17 protein-coding genes are annotated in these 19,096 nt (G+C 74.0%); 15 read left to right on the top strand and 2 right to left on the bottom strand.

Features of this window, described 5'->3' with window-relative positions; genetic code table 11:
* The 5 genes from FAF44_RS17080 to FAF44_RS17060 form a co-directional block, all read left to right on the top strand.
* The coding region (locus tag FAF44_RS17080) for a WD40 repeat domain-containing protein (RefSeq protein ID WP_368857762.1) at positions 1-1,956 on the top strand (1,956 nt) is incomplete at its 5' end.
* A gap of 4 nt (positions 1,957-1,960) precedes the next feature.
* Complete coding sequence (locus FAF44_RS17075; RefSeq protein WP_237104157.1) at positions 1,961-2,170, top strand: hypothetical protein; 210 nt, start codon at positions 1,961-1,963, stop codon at positions 2,168-2,170.
* 51 nt (positions 2,171-2,221) lie between these two features.
* Positions 2,222-3,265 carry a hypothetical protein gene (locus FAF44_RS17070; protein WP_237104156.1) on the top strand — a complete coding sequence of 348 codons (1,044 nt, stop codon included), beginning with the start codon at positions 2,222-2,224 and terminating at the stop codon, positions 3,263-3,265.
* Between the two features lie 232 nt (positions 3,266-3,497).
* Positions 3,498-4,412 carry a hypothetical protein gene (locus FAF44_RS17065; protein WP_237104155.1) on the top strand — a complete coding sequence of 305 codons (915 nt, stop codon included), beginning with the start codon at positions 3,498-3,500 and terminating at the stop codon, positions 4,410-4,412.
* A gap of 166 nt (positions 4,413-4,578) precedes the next feature.
* Positions 4,579-5,571: a hypothetical protein gene (locus FAF44_RS17060; RefSeq protein WP_237104154.1), complete on the top strand. Its 993-nt coding sequence runs from the start codon at positions 4,579-4,581 to the stop codon at positions 5,569-5,571.
* A 198-nt stretch (positions 5,572-5,769) separates the two neighbouring features.
* Here the strand turns inward: FAF44_RS17060 and add are convergent, their stop codons facing one another.
* Positions 5,770-6,723, bottom strand: coding sequence for an adenosine deaminase (gene add, locus FAF44_RS17055; RefSeq protein WP_237104153.1), 954 nt, complete (start codon positions 6,721-6,723; stop codon positions 5,770-5,772).
* Positions 6,720-7,673 carry a nucleoside hydrolase gene (locus FAF44_RS17050; RefSeq protein ID WP_237104152.1) on the bottom strand — a complete coding sequence of 318 codons (954 nt, stop codon included), beginning with the start codon at positions 7,671-7,673 and terminating at the stop codon, positions 6,720-6,722. The genes add and FAF44_RS17050 overlap by 4 nt, the downstream gene beginning before the upstream one ends.
* Before the next feature lie 82 nt (positions 7,674-7,755).
* On the opposite strand from FAF44_RS17050, the gene FAF44_RS17045 reads away from it, so the two are divergent.
* From FAF44_RS17045 to FAF44_RS17000, 10 genes are all read left to right on the top strand, one after another.
* Complete coding sequence (locus FAF44_RS17045) at positions 7,756-8,754, top strand: LacI family DNA-binding transcriptional regulator (protein ID WP_237104151.1); 999 nt, start codon at positions 7,756-7,758, stop codon at positions 8,752-8,754.
* A 174-nt stretch (positions 8,755-8,928) separates the two neighbouring features.
* Positions 8,929-10,977, top strand: a complete 2,049-nt coding sequence (locus FAF44_RS17040) for a SpoIIE family protein phosphatase (protein WP_237104150.1) — start codon at positions 8,929-8,931, stop codon at positions 10,975-10,977.
* A 269-nt stretch (positions 10,978-11,246) separates the two neighbouring features.
* Positions 11,247-12,758, top strand: coding sequence for a peptide MFS transporter (locus tag FAF44_RS17035; RefSeq protein ID WP_237104149.1), 1,512 nt, complete (start codon positions 11,247-11,249; stop codon positions 12,756-12,758).
* Positions 12,755-13,981, top strand: coding sequence for a ketosynthase chain-length factor (locus FAF44_RS17030; protein WP_272894623.1), 1,227 nt, complete (start codon positions 12,755-12,757; stop codon positions 13,979-13,981). Before FAF44_RS17035 ends, FAF44_RS17030 begins: the two co-directional genes overlap by 4 nt.
* 54 nt (positions 13,982-14,035) lie before the next feature.
* Positions 14,036-14,791 carry an SDR family NAD(P)-dependent oxidoreductase gene (locus FAF44_RS17025; RefSeq protein ID WP_237104148.1) on the top strand — a complete coding sequence of 252 codons (756 nt, stop codon included), beginning with the start codon at positions 14,036-14,038 and terminating at the stop codon, positions 14,789-14,791.
* Positions 14,788-15,153, top strand: a complete 366-nt coding sequence (locus FAF44_RS17020) for an antibiotic biosynthesis monooxygenase (protein ID WP_237104147.1) — start codon at positions 14,788-14,790, stop codon at positions 15,151-15,153. Before FAF44_RS17025 ends, FAF44_RS17020 begins: the two co-directional genes overlap by 4 nt.
* Positions 15,150-15,455 carry an antibiotic biosynthesis monooxygenase gene (locus FAF44_RS17015; protein ID WP_237104146.1) on the top strand — a complete coding sequence of 102 codons (306 nt, stop codon included), beginning with the start codon at positions 15,150-15,152 and terminating at the stop codon, positions 15,453-15,455. The genes FAF44_RS17020 and FAF44_RS17015 overlap by 4 nt, the downstream gene beginning before the upstream one ends.
* A 50-nt stretch (positions 15,456-15,505) precedes the next feature.
* Positions 15,506-17,161 carry an acetyl-CoA carboxylase carboxyltransferase subunit alpha/beta gene (accA, locus tag FAF44_RS17010; protein ID WP_237104145.1) on the top strand — a complete coding sequence of 552 codons (1,656 nt, stop codon included), beginning with the start codon at positions 15,506-15,508 and terminating at the stop codon, positions 17,159-17,161.
* Positions 17,158-17,646 (top strand): biotin/lipoyl-containing protein, encoded by a 489-nt coding sequence (locus tag FAF44_RS17005; protein ID WP_237104144.1) that lies wholly within the window; start codon positions 17,158-17,160, stop codon positions 17,644-17,646. The genes accA and FAF44_RS17005 overlap by 4 nt, the downstream gene beginning before the upstream one ends.
* Positions 17,643-19,019 carry an acetyl/propionyl/methylcrotonyl-CoA carboxylase subunit alpha gene (locus tag FAF44_RS17000; RefSeq protein WP_237104143.1) on the top strand — a complete coding sequence of 459 codons (1,377 nt, stop codon included), beginning with the start codon at positions 17,643-17,645 and terminating at the stop codon, positions 19,017-19,019. Before FAF44_RS17005 ends, FAF44_RS17000 begins: the two co-directional genes overlap by 4 nt.
* Positions 19,020-19,096 lie beyond the last annotated feature (77 nt).

Genomic DNA, 19,096 nt, shown 5'->3' with positions numbered 1-19,096 from the left:
GTGCTCGGGCGGGTGCTGGCGGGCTCGGCCCACCTCCTCGAACGGGCGCGCGAGCTGGGCGTCGGCGTGGTGCCCACGCTGGCCGCCCGCCTGCACGCCACCCCCGGCATGCGCGAGGAGGCCGGCCGCTGGCTGGCCGAACGGGGCCGTCCCTGGCTCGAACACCGCTGGACGCCGCCGGACCTGCCGCACGAGGCGCTCCTGCGCACCCACCACAGCCGCTCCGAGCGCATGACCGACCTCGCCATGTCCTCCGACGGAGCCTGGCTCGCCGCCGCGGGGGACCAGGGACGGGTGCTGCGCTGGAGCGTGGACGGCACCCCGGCCCGCACCCTGCTCGGCCACGAGGGCGAGGTCACGTCCGTGGCCGCCGCCCCAGGCGGCGCGTGGCTGGCCAGCGGGAGCTGGGACGGGACCGTCCGGCTGTGGGAGCACGACGGCTACCCGCGCGCCGTCCTCGACGACCTGCCCGGGACCGCCGAGGCGCTGGCGATCGCGCCGGACGGCACGTGGGGCGTCGCGTGCGGGGACGGTTTCCTGCGCTTCTGGAACGCCGACGGCACCCCGCGCACCGCCCCCGAGGCCGACGACGCGTACGAGGAGTACGAGGCCGTCGCCATCGCCCCGGGCGGCGGCTGGCTGGCGGCGGTGGGCCCGTACGTCACCGAGCTGTGGAACGCCGACGGCACCCGCGGCCCGGCCGTCACCGTCCTGCGCCGCCACGACGAGGAGAGCGGCGGGACGGACGCGCCCCCGCGCGGCGGCGCGGAGGCGGTGGCCATCGCGCCCTCCGGCGAGTGGCTGGCGGTGCTCAGCGAGCACGGCACCATCCGCCTGCTGAGCCCCGACGGCGCCCCGCGCGCCGAACTCGACACCGTCTTCTGCCACGGCACCGGCCTGGCCATCGCCCCCGGCGACCGCTGGCTCGCCGTCTCCGACTTCGACGGCAACATCGCCATCCTCGACCGCGACGGCACCCCCCGTGCCCGGCTGAACGGCCACACCGACACGATCACCGGCCTGGCGATTTCACCGGACGGCCGCCTGCTGGCCTCCGCGAGCGGCGATCGCACGGTGCGCGTCTGGGACGTGGACCTCGCCGTCCGCGCCGGCGCCGCCGACCCGCCCGCCCGGCATGACGTGCGCGGGATCGCGGTGGCGGGCGACGGCTCGTACCTGGTCACGGCGGGGCTGTCCGGCCTGACCGTCTGGAACCCCGACGGGACCGTGCGCGGCCGGGGCCCCAGGCAGTGGACGGGCAGCGTGGCGGTGGCCGCCGACGGCGCGTACGCCCTCAGCGTCGACTCCCAGGGCCGCATCCGGACGCACGCCCCGGACGGCACCGTGCGCAGGACGGAGTGGCCTCCGTCCATCGGGCCCGTGGCGGAGGCGGCCACGGCGATCGCCCCGGACGGCACCTGGATGGCCGTCGCGATGGATCGCACCGTGCGCGTCCTGACCCGCGACGGCGCGGTCACCACGACGCTGGGGCCGTCCGACGAGGAGGTGACGGCGCTGGTCATCGCGCCCGACGGCACCTGGCTGGCCGCCGCGTCCGGCGACGAGGTGCGGCGCTGGACCCCCGACGGCCGCCCGCTGGGCCCGCCGGCGGAGGCGGAGAGCCTGGTCGAGGCGCTCGCCGTCGCCCCCTGCGGCGGCCGGCTGGCGGCGGCCACCATCGAGGGCTGCGTCGAGCTGTTCGACCTGGCGGGCGCGCGGACGGCCAGGTTCGGCCAGGATGACTGGCTCACCGGTGTCGCCTTCTCCCCCGACGGCACCCGGCTGGCGACCGCGGCCAAGCACGGCTGCCTGCGCGTCTGGGACGTCGAGACGCGGACCACCGAGTGCGGGATCGTCCTGGACGGCGAGCTGCACGGCTGCGCCTGGCACCCCGACGGTTCGGTGCTGTACGCGGCCGGCGACGCCGGGCTGTTCGCCTTCACCCGCCACCGGTGACACGTTGATCTCCGAGGTGCCCGAGCAGATCGTCCAGGCCGGCGGCCGGGGCATGCGCGCCGCCCAGGACGACCACGCGCAGAGCCGCGCCAACGGCAACGAGGTCCGCACCATGAAGGGCTACCGCGCCGCGGGCGTCGAGGGCGTGCCCGCCGGGCGGCCACTGGACGATATCGGACAAAACTCTCTAGCTGGTCAATACGCGGAGCAATAAGCAGGTCCTCCAGGAGGGTCCATCGGACCCGCGTCCCTCACGGAGGCACTCATGCACATGCGCTCACGGCGACGGATCATGTACGCCGCCCTGGCCGGCACGCTGGCGCTCGGCGGCACGGGGCTCACCATAGGAGCCGCGACGGCGCAGCTCGACACCGACGACCCGGACCTGACCATGGTCGAGAAGGCGGCGCAGGGGCAGGGCGACCCGCCCCTGTCCGCCGCCTCCGAGGAGTCGGAGGAGATCAGCGTCGCGGACGAGGCCGACGACCCCGACGCGTCCGCTGACCCGCCGGACACCACAGACACCGACTCCGACGTCTCGGAGGAGACCGCCGACAGCCCCGCCGACAGCCCCGCCGAGGTCAGCGCGGACGAGGTCGAGGAAGCCACCGACGAGTCCGCCGACGAGTCCGCCGACGGGGCCATCGACGAGGAGGAGCCGGCCGCCACCGCCGCCACCGGCGAGGAGACCCGCTGCCCGTTCACCACGATCTACCGGGGCAGCGTCAAGCAGATGCTGACCAAGCGCGAGGGCGGCGCGCGGACGAAGGCGTACGACGCGGGCGAGAAGACCAGGGCGGGTAAGAGCCGCAACATCGTCACCATCGGGATCGGCTTCAACCTGAGCCGCGGCGACGCGCGCACCATCGTCAACCGCATCCTGAGCGAGACCAGCCCGCAGTCGGCGCAGGCCGCCATCAAGTCGGGCAAGGCGTTCGACGACCTCAAGGCCGGGCTCACCGCGCTGACGGACGAGCAGGTGTCGATGTTGTTCGAGGTCTCCTACGAGGAGGCGAAGGACCTGGTCACCCGGCGGGGCATCGAGAACTTCGACAAGCTGCCCCGCGCCGTGCAGGCGGCGCTGATCGACGTCGCCTACCTGCGGCCGGGCAACATCAACGACATCGCCGACGAGGTCAACCTGGCGACCCAGGCGGCCCTGGCCAAGAAGCAGCCGCTGAGCGGCGCGGACCTCGAGCCGGCCGCCAAGCGGCTGGAGACGTTCGGCAAGATCGCCGCCAAGCGGGGGCAGGGCGGCAACAAGATCAGGTTCGACGAGGACGCCGCGATGTTGCGCAACAAGTGCTGAGCGCCTTCGCCTGACCGGTTCGTGACGTGCCCGGGTTCCCGCCGGAACCCGGGCACGTCCGTGTCCACGCCCCGGCGCTCGACCGTTCGCGGCGGCTGGACAACGTCCGCACCTGGATGGTCATCGACGGGCCCCGTACTCAGGAGTGGCCGGAACATCCGCGACGCGCCCCGGGCGGCTCCCGAAGGAGCGGGCCGCCCGTCGGCCGCGTCACTCTGAGAGGAGAAACAGCGTGAGAGCACCTTCGAAACTGCGTCTGGTGGTGGCCGGGCTGGCGGCCGGCGGCGTGCTGGCCGGCAGCGGCCTGGCCGCCGGGACCGCGCACGCGCAGGCCGACGACCCGTTCGACTTCTTCGGCGGCTCGCCGGGCAGCTTGTCGGGCGGCTCGTTCGACTTCGGCTCCGGGCTCACCGCGCCGCTGCCGACGACCCAGGGGAGCGGCGGCTCCGACGGCGGCTTCGGCGACCTCCTGAAGGACCTGGGCAAGGACCTGGGCAAAGAACTCGGCAAGGAGGTGGGCGACCGCGCCATCGACGGCCTGCTCGGCCGCGACCGGACCGGCACGAACACGCCGCAGACCGCCACCGGGGACGCCACCACGCAGTCCGGCGACCGGACCATGGGCGGGCGCATCTCGGCCACGGTCGAGCAGGTCCTGCGTGGGGCCGGGATCAGCTTCGTCGACTGGCTGGTCAAGCGGCAGCCGGGACAGAACCGCAGGGGGTACGGCACGTACGGGGAGTCGGACAGGTACTTCCGTCCGGAGCTGCAGCGGCAGTTCTGCCGCATCCCCGGCTACGTCAGGCTGTTCGGCACGACCGTCGGCCGGGGCCGCTTCACGCCCCGGACCTTCATCGGCGGCGACAACCTGGGCAAGACGCTCGTCGTGGGACGGAACTCGTTCCTGGCCCCGTCCGGCGACAAGCTCAAGCGGAACAGCACGGTCAACTTCGTGTTCCTGTCGAAGAACGGCGCCGAGGTGCTCCGCCCGCAGCCCCGCGTCGCCAGGAACACGGTCCTGGAGGACCGCGTCAGGTACTCCACCGACTTCCTGAAGAGGGGGGTCAAGTACACGGTGGTCGTCCGGTACGTCAACACCTGCGACGAGCCGGTCGTGGACGTGCTCGGCAAGATCAGAAGGCGATAGCCCCGGATCGCCACGGGCGGGCGGCTCCCAACCGGGGGCCGCCCGCCGCCGCGTTCGCGGGACCCCGGACGTCTGGTCATGGCCCGTTCCGGAACCCGAAGGATCAGTCCACCGGCCCCCGTCAGCACGAATAGGGGCAGGAACGTTCATATCGTCAGGGGGCACGATGATCCACCAGGACACCACCACCCGAGGCCGGCGGGAACGGCCGGTCCCGCCCGGCCCGCTCCAGGAGTTCGCCCAGGGACTGCGCGACCTGCGGACGGCGGCGGGCAATCCGAGCTACCGGGCGATGGAGCGCAAGGCGGGCTACTCGTCATCGGCGCTGTCCGCCGCCGCGTCAGGGGACAGGCTGCCGAGCCTGGCGGTCACGAAGGCGTACGTGGGGGCGTGCGGCGGTGACCAGGACGCGTGGGCCGGGAGGTGGAACACGCTGCGGGAGCACCTCGACGCCGGCCGGAACCACGACGACGGGCCGCCCGCGCGCCGCCCGTCCCTGGTGCGGCCGAACCGGCGGCTCGTCAGGTTGTCGGCGGTCCTGCTCGCGCTCGGGGCGGCCGGGCTGGTCATGGCGGGCGCGTTCCACGACGTCCTGCCGCTGCGGGCGGTCGCGACCACGGACGACGGCCCGCGCAAGCAGGGGGAGCACGGCGGTCCCGCCTTCACCGCGGTGGCGGGGCCGAGTTGCCCGCGCGACACCGCGCGCAGCGTCCGCATCGAGGGCCTGCCCGGCCGCGACGGCTGGAAGGACGCCACCGCCTCCGGCTGGACCGGCGCGGGCTGCGGCGACGGCTTCCTGTTCTCGGAGCTGACCGGCGGCCCGCGCGCGGACCCGCCCGCCCGCAACTCCTTCCAGTGGCTGTTCACCACGGGGCTGCGCGGCCCCCGCCAGTGCACGCTGATGGTCTACGTGCCGAGGTCCAGGCTGGCCGGGCAGCGCGTCTGGTACACGGTCAGGGACGGCTTCGGCGAGGAGGCGCGTACGGTGGGCGAGTTCACCCTCGACCAGCGCATGCGCCAGGGCCAGTGGGTGCCGGCCCCGGCGCCCCTGGCCGTCGCCGGCGGCCTGGTCGTCGTGGAGATCACCGACACCGGCCGCGGCAACACCACAGGCGACCAGGCCATGGCAGCCGGCCCGACCCGCCTCACCTGCCCGTGACCCACCCTCCGGCTCGCGCCACCCTCCGGCTCGCGCCGCGCCGTGCTTCGGCTCGCGCCGTGCCGTGCCGCTCTTCGGTTCGCGCCCGGTTCGTCTGCCCGTGACCCCGCGGCTCGGCCCACTCCCTCCGTGACCCGGCCGGGATCGCCCGGTGGGGGCGAGCCGGGAGGGCTGCGGCGGGCTCGTACCTGGCTGCGGTCAGGGCCGGGCGGTCTCGAGCGGGCCGAACGCGCCCGCGGCGGCGTGCTCGGCCACCAGCCGCTCCTGCTCGCCGCCCCAGCCCGCCGTCTCGCGGAGCGCGGCGAACTCCCGCTCCAGCGTGGTGGCGGACGTGGTGCGCGCGTCCGTGCCGATGGTGACGGCGAGCCCGTCCGCGAGCAGCCGGGGCGCGGGATGGGCGGCCAGGCCGGAGGCGGCGCCGGTCTGCACGTTGCTGATCGGGCACATCTCCAGCGTGATCCGGTCGCGGCGCAGCCGGTCGAGCAGCGCCTCGTCCTCGGCGCAGCGCACGCCGTGGCCGATGCGGCGGGCGCCGAGCACGTCGAGCGCCTCCCAGACGCTGGCGGCCCCGGCGGCCTCGCCCGCGTGGACGGTGCACGGCAGCCCCGCCGCGTGCGCGGCGTCGAAGGCGGGACGGTGCGGCGCGCCGGGAAAGAGCCGCTCGTCGCCCGCCAGGTCGAGCCCGCTCACCACGTCGCGGCGGCGCACGGCGGTCTCGGCGACGTCGAGGCTCTCCTCGGGCGTCTGGTGGCGCAGGCAGCACAGCAGCAGGGCGGTGCGCACGCCCGTCGCGGCCCGCCCGTCCGCCAGCCCGGCGGCGACCGCCGACACCGCCTCGTCCAGCGTCATGCCCTGGCGTCCGTGCAACTGCGGCGCGAACCGCGCCTCACCGTGGACGACGCCGTCGGCGTGCCAGTCCTCGACCAGCTCGCGCGCCGCCCGGCGCAGCGCGTCGGGCGTCTGCAGCACCTGGAGCGGCAGGTCGATGTAGGTGAGGTAGCGGGTCAGGCTGCCGCAGTCGGGTGGCGCGGTGACCAGCTCCGTCACGGGACGGTCCACGACGACGCCCTGCTCGCGGGCCAGGTCGGCGACCGTCCCGGGGCGTACGGAGCCGTCGAGGTGGCAGTGCAGGTCGTAGCGGGCGGCGGTCATGGGCGTCCTTCCGTGGGGGTTCGGGCCAGGGCGTCGAGGAGCAGCCGCTTGAAGCCCGGCTCGTCGATGCGGCGGATCAGGGTCAGGTTGGGCGGGGGCGCGGTGCGGCGGCGGTCGATGATGAGCTGGCCGCGGGTCTCGTCGCCGAGGGCCACGTCCACGTGGGCGCGTTCGCTGTCGAGGACCAGGCCGGGTCGCAGGGCCACCGCCATGGCGGCGGGGTCGGGCAGGTCGTAGCCGGCCAGCCCGGTGACGTCGCGCGCCCAGTCGGCGACGGAGCGGTTGATCCGGTGGGCGAAGTCGGCCCGCTCGGTGCCGAGCTCGGCCAGCCGGCGCTGGTCGCCGGGGGTCATCACGGCGTACCGGCGCGAGACGTCCCAGCCGATCCAGGTGACCTGGCCGGGGGTGGCCGCCCGCAGCACCACGCGGGCGGCCTCGGGGTCGGCCCACACGTTGTACTCGGCGGTCGGCGAGACGTTGCCGCGCAGGTCGGCGGCGCCCGCCATGCAGTAGACGTGGCGGAAGCGGCCCAGCAGGCCGGGGTCGCGCAGCAGCGCGGCGGCGAGGTTGGTGAGCGGGCCGAGGGTGACGAGCGTCAGCTCGCCGGGGTGGCGGCGGGGCAGGGCGAGCAGGACGTCCACCGCGTGGCCGTCGGCCGGGCCCCGTGCCGGGTCGGGCAGTGCGGTGTCGCCCATCCCGTCGAGGCCGTGCACGTGCTGGGCGGTGGCCGGCGGCCGGGTGAGCGGCTCGGCGCGGCCCTCGTGCACCGGGACGTGGGCGTGCCCGGCGAGCTGCAGCGTGATCAGCGCGTTCCGGGTGGCCGTGGCGAGCGGCACGTTGCCCGCGACGGTGGTCACGGCACGCACGTCGCCGTCCGCGACCGCGAGCAGCAGGGCCACGGCGTCGTCGGAGCCGGTGTCGGTGTCGATGAGCAGGGGGAGTCCCGGCAACACGAACCTCGTCTCATCGGTCTAATCGTTTAGATGAACGGATGCATTATCTAATCGTTTAGATGCGAGAATGTAAACCGTCATGAGCGAACCCGCAGGCAAGCCGGCCACGCTGGCGGACGTGGCCCGCCGGGCCGGCACCTCCACGGCGGTCGTCAGCTACGTCATCAACGACGGCCCCCGCCCGGTGGCCGCCGCGACCCGCGCGCGGGTGCTGGCCGCGGCCGAGGAACTCGGCTACCGCCCCAACCGCATCGCCCGCGCGCTGCGCTCGCGCACCACCGGCGTGGTGGGCCTGGTGCTGGCCGACGCGCTCAACCCGTACTTCGGCGCGCTGGCCAGGCATGTCGAGCAGTCGCTCGCGGGATACGGCCGCCTCATGCTCATCGGCAACGCCGGCTACTCCGCCGAGCGCCAGCGCCACCTCGTCGAACGTTTCCTGGCCGCCCAGGTGGACGGCCTGGTGATCGCCTCCGCCGACGCGGACGGCGCGGCCGACGTGGCCGCTCTCGCCCGGACGCCCGGCGTCCCCGCCGTCTACCTGCACAACGGGCCGGCCACCGGCGACACCCCCCTGGTCACCGCCGACAACGAGCACGCGGTGCGGGCGGCGCTCGCCCACCTGCGGGCCCACGGCCACCGCGACATCGCGTTCCTGGCCGGGCCGCGCGACACCGGTCCCGTGGGCCGGCGAAGGGAGGTCTGGGAGTCGGCGGCCGGGCCCGGCGCGGCCCCGCTGCGCTGCGCGTACTCGCGCGCCGAGGCGGACGCCCTGATCCGCCGCCTGGCCGCCCGCGACGCGGTGCCGCGCGCGCTGATCGCCGCCACCGACGAGCAGGCCATCGGCGTCCTGTCCGGCGCGTGCGCCGCCGGGATCCCCGTGCCCGGCCGGATCGCCGTCATCGGCCTGGACGGCACCCCCGACAGCGCCCACACCGCCCCGTCGCTCACCGTCACCGGCCAGCCGCTCGAGGCGATGGCGCGGCAGGCGGTGGACCTGCTCCTCGGCCGCGCCGCGCCCGCGCCCCTCCCGCCCGCGACCCTCGTCACGAGGCGGAGTTGCGGCTGCGCGGAGAGCTGAGCGGATCCCGCCCGGCTCGAGCGCCTCTCGAACCCCGAGCACGCGGGCGGCGCACCTCCCGGGTAGACAACGGGGCAACGGCCGGTCAACCGGCACGTCCAAGATCCCCGCCGCGTTCTCGCGCCCGCCGACGGGGTAGCACAGGCGTGACGTGGCCATCGGGGGGAGGTCACCATGGGCAGAACCGGGCACGGCGCACACAGCGACCTGGCGTTCGAGGTGCTCGATCCGGCGCCGGTGGGGGTGGCCGTCACCAGCGGCCCCGATCACCGCGTGCTCTACACCAACGCCATGTACCGGGCCCAGTTCGGCGAGCGACCGGCGGGGATCCCGCTGAAGCAGGCGTTCACCGACGTCGTACGGCGCACCTACGGCCGGCTGTTCGACCAGGTCTACCGGACGGGCGAGCCGATCGTCCTGACCGCGGCCCCGGCGCGCATGGCCGGCGGCGATCGCCCCGATGATGAGCGATTCTTTACCTCCAGCCTGTCACGGGTGTCCTTCGGGCCCGGCGACCACGGGGTGCTGATCGTGTCGATGGAGGTCACCGAGGAGATCAACGCCACCCGCGAGTTCCGCGCGATCGCCGACCAGCGCAGCCGCATCCTGCGCCGCTACGAGAGCCTCATGCGGGTCAGCGTGGAGATCTTCTGGGTGGCCGGCCCCGAGGGCGAGGTCATCGAGCCCAGCCCGAGCTGGGAGCGGGTCACCGGCCAGCCCTGGGAGGAGTTCCGCGGCCAGGGCTGGCAGCGCATGGTCCATCCCGGCGACCGCGAGGCCACGATGGCGGCGTGGTGGCGGGCGGTCCGCGGCGGGGCGGACAAGTGGGAGCAGATCTACCGGCTGCGCACCGCCGACGGCTCGTACCGGCACTTCCAGGCCCGCGCCGTGCCGATCCGCGAGAACGGCCTGGTGGTGGAGTGGGTGGGCACCTGCACCGACGTCGAGCGGCGCTGGCAGGAGCAGCGCCGCCGCAGGGTGCTCGACCGCGCCGGCGCGGCCACGGCCGACCTCACGAGCCTGCGGGAGATGCTCGGCGCGCTGGCCGGCGTGATCGTGCCCGAGCTCGCCGACGGCTGCGGCGTCCAGCTCGTCACCGATCTGGCCACCGTCCGGCCGGGCGGCGTCCCGTTCGTGGTCGAGCGGCTGGCCACCGCCGTGCGTCCCGGCCTGCGGCGGCTGCCCGCGTACGGCGAGGAACGCCTGCCCGCCGACAGCACCCTGGTCGAGGCCGTGCGCCGGAGACGCCCGCAACTGCGCCGGTTCCCGCCCGGCCGCCCGCCCGCCGACCTCGCCTCCGGCGACTTCCAGGCGTGGCTGGTGGCGAACGACGCCAACAGCCTGCTGACCCTGCCCGTCGTGGTGGACGGGGCGGTGCCCGCCGTCGTCGGCGCGGTGACCTGCGGGGACCGCCCGCCGATCGGCTGGGACGACATCGAGCTGCTCGACGAGATCTTCGACCACGCGCACGACGCGCTGAGCAACGCCATCCGCTTCCAGCGGGCCCAGCAGGTGGCCCTGGCCCTCCAGCACAGCCTGCTGGCCGAGCCCCCGGAGCTGCCGGACGCGCAGATCAGGGCCCGCTACCGGGCCAGCCCGTCGGCGGCCGAGGTGGGCGGCGACTGGTACGACTCCTTCGTCCTGCCCGACGGCGGGACCGTGGTGGCCATCGGCGACGTGGCCGGGCACGACCTGGCCGCCGCGGTCACCATGAGCCAGCTCCGCAACATGCTGCGCGCCCTCGCCATGGACCGCTGCGAACCCCCGGGCGAGATCCTCACCCGGCTCAACCTGGCGATGGAGTCGCTGTCCGGCGAGGTGACGGCCACCTGCGCGCTCGCCCGGCTGGAACGCCTCGACGGCGGGCACCTGCTGCACTACGCCGTGGCCGGGCACCCGCCGCCGCTGCTGGTCACCGCCGACGGCGTCAGCCTCTTCCTGGACGGCGCGGCCAGCCCGCTGCTCGGCTTCCGCCACGACCGCACCTGCCCGTCGGAGACCGTCCCGCTGCCGCCGCGCAGCACGTTCCTGCTGTACACCGACGGTCTCGTCGAGCGTCCGGGTGAGCACCTGGACCTCGGGCTGGAACGGCTGCGCCGGCTGGCGGGCACGCTGGCGGGCGAGCCGATCGACACCTTCTGCGACAACCTGCTCAGCGGGCTGCCCACGACCGGGCTGGACGACATCGCCGTGATCGCCCTGCGGCTGCCGCCTCGAGCCTGACCCGAGCCCGCCGCCACCGCCGGCCGAGCACCCCCGGTCACGCTTCCGACGAGGCGTCCCCGTGAGAGCCATCACGTCCCGCACAGCGGACGGTGAGCCGCCGCTGAAGGGCTCGCTGCCCGCAACGCAAGGGAGATTCGAGTCGCCTCCCGTACGCAAGAGGGTGTGTTGCTCGGTCGACCCGAAAGAAGGGCGTGCATGAACGACGTGAGAGTACCGGCGCTCGCCGACGCGATGGCGGGCCACGCACCCCCGGACGGCGGAGCGCGATGAGCACCGCCGACAGAGCCATCTCCCTGCGCGCGATGCCTCGCTGGTACCTGACCTTGTTCACCAGCGACGCTCTCGAGCGTTTCGGCTTCTACGGCCTGCAGGCCATCCTGGTGCTGTACGCCGCGGCCCCCGCCGCGCGCGGCGGCCTCGGCCTGCCCATCACCGACGCCGCGACGTTGTTCGGCGCCTGGATCGGCTTCATGTTCATGCTGTCGATCGCGGGCGGCTGGCTCGGCGACCGGGTGCTCGGCAACCGGCGGGCGCTGCTGGCCGGCTGCGTGACGGGCATGGCGGGCTACCTGTTCCTGGCCGTCCCCGCGGGCTGGGGCGCCGTGATCGGCCTGCCGCTGGTGGCGATCGGCGGCGCGGTGTACAAGCCGAACCACCAGGCCATGATCAACCTGATGTTCGGCGGCAGCCGCGGCCGCGAGGCGGGCATCTCCCTCATGTACGTCGCGACGCAGGTCTCCGCGCTGGCGGCCCCGCTGCTGGTCGGCTACCTGGGCGAGCGCGTGAGCTGGAGCCTGGCCTTCGGGGTGGCCGCGCTGGTCATGATGGCCACCGCGGTGCAGATCGCGGTGAGCGCCGGGCAGTTCGGCGACGTGGGCAACCGGCCGGTGCGGCCGCTGACGTCCGGCGAGCGCACGGCCGTCGCCCGGCGCGGCGGGCTGGGTGGCGCGCTGGTCGTCGTGGCGCTGATCGCGCTGGGACTGGCCGGCCTGCTCAGCGTGAGCCTGGCGATCGTGCTGGTCGGCGTGTTCAGCGTGATCGTGCCGATCGTGTGCTACACCGTGGTCTACCGCAACCCGGGCCTCGGCCCGGACGACCGGCGGCGGCTGCGCTCGTTCCTCGCCGTCTTCCTGGGCTCCACGCTCTTCTGGATGATCATCGCGCACGCCGCGTCGTTGCTGAACCTGTTCGCCCGCGACCACGTGGACCGCGTCGTGTTCGGCATGGAGATCCCGGCGAGCTGGCTGCAGGCCGCGACGCCGCTGTTCATCCTGGCGCTCGCACCGCTGATCGCGGTCGGGCTGCCGGCGCTGGCCGGGCGGCACCACGTCCCGGTGAAGCTCGCCATCGGGCTCATCCTCGTCGGCGGCGGCTTCCTGCTCATGTCACTCACCACGGTGTTCGCCGCCTCGGGTGAGAAGGTGTCGCCGCTGTGGCTGGTCGTCGTCTACCTCACCCACGCGTGCGGCGAGGTCATCGTCGCCGCGGTGATCATCTCGGCGGCGGCGGACGTGCTCCCGCCCGGCTTCATGGGGCGCACGCTCGGCCTGATGTGGCTGTTCGCCGGGCTCGGCGGCGGGCTGGGCAGCGGCGTGGTCCGGCTCGCGGAAGTGGTTCCGGAGCCGCTGTACTACCTCGGTCTCGGCAGTGTGGCGGCGGCCTGCGGGCTCGCCTTCGCGCTCGGCCGCAGAGCGTTGGTCAACGGATTGACGGCCGGTCTCGACGCTCCCGCTCCGCAGACCGCCGGTGAAACCGTCGTCAGGGAGGGCAGTCGATGAGCGGAGCCGAGATGACGGGCATGCCGGTGGTGACGGGCCTGGGAATCGTCGCGCCGACCGGGATCGGAGTCGAGACGCACTGGCAGGCCACGCTGGCCGGCAAGTCGGGCATCGGCCGGATCACCAGGTTCGACGCGTCCGGATACCCGGTCCAGTTGGCCGGGCAGGTGCCCGGCTTCGTCGCGGGGGAGAAACTCCCCTCCCGGCTGATCCCGCAGACCGACCACTGGACGCACATGGGCCTGGTCGCGGCCGAGGCCGCGCTGGCGGACGCCGGCGTGGTCCCCGCCGAACTGCCCGAGTTCGAGATGGCCGTGGTGACCGCCAGTTCGTCGGGCGGCACCGAGTTCGGCCAGCACGAGATGGAACGCCTCTACCTCAACGGCTCGTCCTGGGTGGGCGCCTACCAGTCGATCGCCTGGTTCTACGCCGCCACCACCGGCCAGGTGTCGATCAGGCACGGCATGCGCGGCCCGTGCGGCGTGATCTGCTGCGAGCAGGCCGGCGGCCTCGACGCCCTCGGCCAGGCGCGCAGGCTCGTCCGGCGCGGCTCCCGCGTCGTGGTCAGCGGCGGCACCGACGCCTCGCTGTGCCCGTACGGGCTGGTCGCGCAACTGTCCAACGGCAAGATGTCGACCGTCGACGACCCCGAGCGGGCGTACCTGCCGTTCGACGAGGCGGCGGCCGGCTACCTGCCCGGTGAGGGCGGCTCCATGCTCATCGTGGAGAGCGAGCACAGCGCCCGCGAGCGCGGGGCCCCCGTCTACGGCCGGATCGCGGGCTACGCGGCGGGCTTCGACCCGGCTCCGGGCTCGGACCGGCCGCCGGCGCTGCGCCGCACGATCGAGCGCGCGCTGGCCGACGCCGGCACGGCCCCGTCCGAGGTGGACGTCGTCTTCGCGGACGCCTCCGGCATCCCGCACGAGGACCTCGCCGAGGCGCAGGCCATCACCGCCGTGTTCGGGCCCGGCGGCGTGCCGGTCACCGCGCCCAAGACGCTGACCGGCCGGCTCTACGGCGGCGGCGCCGCGCTCGACGTCGCGACGGCACTGCTGGCGCTGCGCGAGGGCGTCGTCCCGGCGACCGTCGGCACCGCCCGGCTCGCCCCGGGCTGCGACATCGACCTGGTCCTCGGCCAGCCCCGCGACGCCGCCCTGCGGACCGCGCTGGTGCTGGCCCGCGGGCACGGCGGGTTCACCGCCGCGCTCGTCCTGAAGAAGTGACCCCCACTTCGGCAACCGAACTCTGTGCTCCCGTGAAGTGAAGAAAGGAACATCATGGATCTCGGCTTGACAGGCAAGCGGGCGCTCGTCACCGGCGGCACCCGCGGCGTGGGCCGCGGCATCGTCCTCGAACTCGCGAAGGCGGGCGTGGACGTGATCACCAACTACCGGCAGGAGGGCGAGAACGTCGTCTCCCTGGAGCACGAGCTGAAGCAGATCGGCGGCCGGCACGCGGTGCTGCGCGCCGACCTGACCGACCCGCAGCAGATCTCCGGCCTGCTCGAACAGTGCGGCGACCGGTTCGACGGCCGGCTGGACCTGGTGGTCAACAACGCCGCCGCGATCAGCCACGTGCCGTACCCGAAGCTCGAGCTGGCCGAGTGGCAGCGCATCATCGACACCAACCTCACCGCCGTGCACCTGGTCATCCAGAACGCGCTGCCGCTGCTCGGCGAGGGCTCGTCGGTCATCGGCGTCAGCTCGAAGTCGATCGAGGTCGGCATCCCGACGCGCGCGCACTACACCGCCACCAAGGCCGCGCTGCACGGCCTGCTGCGCACCCTGGCCAGGGAGTTCGGCTCCAAGGGCATCCGGTTCAACGTGCTGTCCCTCGGCGTGATCAGCACCGAGGCGCTGGACGCCATGCCCGAGGAGCAGCGCGCGCTGATGATCGAGCGCTACTCCGGCAAGACCTGCCTGGGCCGCCTGGGCACCCCCGAGGAGGTCGCCGGCGCCGTGATGTGGCTGGCCTCCGACCTGTCGCGGTACGTGACCGGCTCCGTCATCGGGGTGGACGGGGGGATCTCATGAGCGCGACCACCGTGTTCCGCGTCATGCTCCGCATGCAGATCAAGCCGGGCATGGAGCGCGAGTTCGAGCGGGTGTGGCTGGAGGTCGGCGACTCCGTCACCACCCACCCCGCCAACCTCGGCCAGTGGCTGGCCCGCGACGGCGAGGAGGAGGGGATCTACTTCATCATGAGCGACTGGGTGGACGAGCCCCGCTTCCGCGAGTTCGAGACCAGCGACCGGCACCTGGAGCACCGGCAGAAGCTCCACCCCTACCGCTCCGGCGGCACCATGAGCACGATGCACATCGTCGCCCACCTGGAAGGGGCCGGTCTCGCGTCCGCCGAGACCGTCACCCACCAGGCGTGGGAGGCCGCACGATGACGGACGCCGGCGTGCGGGTCCTGCTTTACCACGCCACGCCCGACGCCGCCGCCATCGAGGCGGCCTACCACGAGGCGAGCAACCGGCTGGCCGGCGTGCCCGGCCTGCTGGCCAACGAGCTCCTGCGATCGGTCACCGACCACGACGACTTCGTGGTGGTGAGCGTGTGGCGCAGCATGGACGACTTCCAGAAATGGGAGCAGGGGACCGAGCACAAGTGGCAGACGGAGCCCCTGCGCCCGTTCCGTGACGGCAGCAGGGGCCGGCCGTTCGCCGTCTACCAGGTAACAGCGTCCTACTAGCCGGGAGATCGGCCGTGATATCCGTTCCGAAGGGAACCATGAAGAGCACGATGGATCTGACAGATTGGCTGTCCTGCTCGGGTTGCGGGATGCTGATCTACCGCAAGCGGTTCGATCGCCTGTCGATGGTGTGCCCCGACTGCGGCCGGCACGCGCAGCTCACCGCCGAGCAGCGGCTGGAGCGGCTGCTCGACGCGAGTTCCGGCGTGACGGTCGAGCCCGCGGCGTCGGTGCACGACCCGCTCCAGTTCGAGGACCTCATCCCGTACGCGGGCCGGCTGGACACGGCGCGCTCGCGGACCGGCATGGACTGCGCGGTCCGCGTGGCGCGCGGCACCATCAGGGGCCGTGGCGTGGTGGTGGCGGCCATGGACTTCCGCTTCCTCGGCGGCAGCATGGGCGCCGCCGAGGGCGAGGCGATCGTGACCGCGGCCGAGGAGGCGCTCAAGCACCGGCTGCCGCTGCTGGTCGTCACCGCGTCGGGCGGGGCCCGCATGCAGGAGGGCGCCTTCTCCCTGCTGCAGATGGCCAGGACGAGCAACGCGATGGCGGCCCTCGACGAGGCGGGCCTGCTGACCATCACGCTGGTGACCGACCCCACCTACGGCGGGGTGGCCGCGTCCTTCTCGACGCTCTCCGACGTGATCCTCGCCGAGCCCGGCGCCCGGATGGGCTTCGCGGGGCCGCGGGTCATCCAGCAGACCATCCGGCAGCAGTTGCCGGAGGGTTTCCAGACCTCGGAGTTCCTGCTCGACCACGGCCTGCTCGACGGGGTCGTGCCGCGCGGGGAGCTGTCGCAGGTGCTGGAGTCGCTGCTCGCGCTGGGCTCGCCGCCGGAGCCGGACTGGAACCCGGCCGTGACGGACCCGGTGATCCGCTTCCCGGAGCTGCTGCCCGAGCGGCCGGCCGAGCAGGTGGTCGGCCTCGCCCGCGACCTGGGCCGGCCGACCGCGCTGGACCACGTCGCCGCCTGGGGCTCGGACTTCGTCGAGCTGCGCGGCGACCGGGCCGGCGCCGACTGCCCGGCCGTCGTCGGCGGGCTGGCGGACCTGGAGGGGCTGCCGGTCATGCTGATCGGCCACCAGAAGGGCCACACCACCTCCGAGCTGGTACGGCGCGACTTCGGCATGCCGTCGCCCGCCGGTTACCGCAAGGCGGTGCGGCTGATGCGGCTGGCCGCGAAGCTGCGGGTGCCGGTGGTCACGCTCATCGACACTCCGGGCGCCCACCCCGGCCTGGAGGCCGAGCAGCGCGGCCAGTCGCACGCGATCGCCGAGTGCCTGCGCGTGATGGGCTCCCTCGACGTCCCCGTGGTCAGCGTGATCACCGGCGAGGGCGGCAGCGGCGGGGCGCTGGCCCTGGCCGTGGCCGACCGCCTGCTGTTGTGCGAGAACGCCATCTTCTCCGTGATCAGCCCCGAGGGCTGCGCGGCGATCCTGTGGCGCACCGGGGAGGCCGCTCCCGCGGCGGCCGCCGCGCTGGGAGTGGACGCGGGCACGCTGCTGTCGAACGGCATCGTGGACGGGGTGGTGCCGGAGCCGGCGGGCGGCGCCCACCGGGACCCGGCCGTGGCCAGCGAACTGGTGCGCGACGCCGTGGTGAGCGCGCTGCGCGAACTGCGCGAGCAGGACGGCGCCGCGCTGCGTGAGGCCCGCCGCCGGCGGCTGCGCTGGTTCGGCACCTACAGGGAAGAGGTCGCGATATGACGGACGCGCAGCAGTCGAGCGCGTGGGACGGAGCGCTGGCCGAACTCGGCGTGCGGGACGCGGTGGCGATCCTGTGCCGGGGCCTGGCCGACGCCGTCCACGCCTCGCCGAGGCCGCCGAGCCGGGCCTGCGTGCGGCTGGGCAGTGCGAGCATCGAGGTCGAATGGCCGCCGCCGCCGGTGGCGGGCGAGACGGTGCAGGTGCTCATCGCCGAGGAGCCGGCCCCCGAGGAGGTGGGTCACCTGGTGCGGGCCGAGCTGGTGGGCACGTTCTACCGGCAGGCCGAGCCGGGCGCCAAGCCGTTCGTGGAGGTCGGCGACTTCGTCGAGGCGAACCAGCAGGTCGCCATCGTCGAGGCGATGAAGCTCATGAACCCGGTCGTCGCCGACGTCGGCGGCCGGGTGGAGAAGATCCTCGTCAGTGACGCGGAGGGCGTCGAGTACGACCAGCCGCTGATCGTCATCGACCCGAGAGCGGACGAATGACCAGGAAAACGCCCCGGCCGTCCCGGCCGTTCGACACCGTGCTGGTCGCCAACCGCGGCGAGATCGCGCTGCGGATCGTGCGCACCTGCCGGGAGATGGGGATCAGGACAGTCGTCGTCCACTCTTCGGTGGACGGCGACTCGGCCGCCGTACGGGCCGCGGACGTCGCGACGCAGATCGGCCCCGGCCCGGCCAAACGCAGCTACCTCTACCCACCGGCGATCATCGAGGCCGCCCTGCGCACCGGCGCGCAGGCGGTGCACCCGGGGTACGGGTTCCTGTCCGAGGACCCCGACTTCGCGGAGATCTGCGCGTCCAACGGCCTCGTCTTCGTCGGCGCCCGGCCCGAGGTCATGGCCAGCCTGGGCGACAAGGCGCTGGCCAGGAGCATGATGGCGGACGCCGGCCTGCCGGTGCTGCCGGGCACGCCCGAGCCGGTGAGCAACGCGGCCGACGTGCTCGCGGCCGGCGAGCGGATCGGCTTCCCGCTGATCATCAAGGCTTCGGCCGGCGGCGGCGGGCGCGGCATGTCCGTGGTGCGCCGCATGGAGGACCTGGCCGCCACCTTCCGCTCGACCAGCCTGGCCGCGCGCGCGGTGTTCGGCGACGGCCGGGTCTACCTGGAGCGGTACTGGGAGCGGGCCAAGCACGTCGAGGTCCAGGTGCTCGCCGACGAGCACGGCAGGGTCGTGGCCCTGGGCAACCGTGACTGTTCGGTGCAGCGGCGCCACCAGAAGCTGATCGAGGAGACCCCCGCACCCGGCGTGTCGGCGGCGCTGGCCGACCGGCTCGCCGAGGCGGCGGTCGCCGGGGCGAAGGCGGCCGGCTTCACCGGCGCGGGGACGTTCGAGTTCCTGGTCAGCGGCGAGGAGTTCGCCTTCATCGAGGTGAACTCGCGCATCCAGGTGGAGCATCCGGTGACCGAGGCGGTGACCGGGATCGACCTCGTACGCGAGCAGCTCTGCGTCGCCGCGGGCTGGCCGCTGTCCTTCGGCCAGGAGGACGTGAGCCCGCGCGGCGTGGCGGTGGAGTGCCGGATCAACGCCGAGGACCCCAGCCGCGACTTCGCGCCCTGCGCGGGGGAGCTGACGGAGTTCACGCCGCCCGGTGGCCCGTTCCTGCGGGTGGACACCCACGCCTACACGGGCTACCGGGTGCCGCCGGACTACGACTCGCTGCTGGCCAAGGTGATCGCCTGGGGGCCGGACCGCGAGCAGGCGATCGCCAGGATGGAGCGGGCGCTGGCCGAGTTCCGCATCGAGGGCCGCGGCATCCGCACGACCAAGGAACTGCTCAGGGACGTGCTGGCCGATCCGGTCTTCCGCGAGGGCACGCACACCACGTCCCTGCTTTCCACCGGTATCTCTCGCTGAACGGGGTGCCGCGCGGCCGCGCCACGCTGCCGGCGGCACCCCGACTGCCGCGATCGACCGGAGAGAGCCGGCGGCTC

It is taken from the genome of Nonomuraea sp. MG754425 (assembly GCF_021699195.1).
GTDB lineage: Bacteria > Actinomycetota > Actinomycetes > Streptosporangiales > Streptosporangiaceae > Nonomuraea.
Note: the sequence above shows the minus strand (reverse complement) of the source record. Positions and strands in the feature narration are given on the sequence as shown.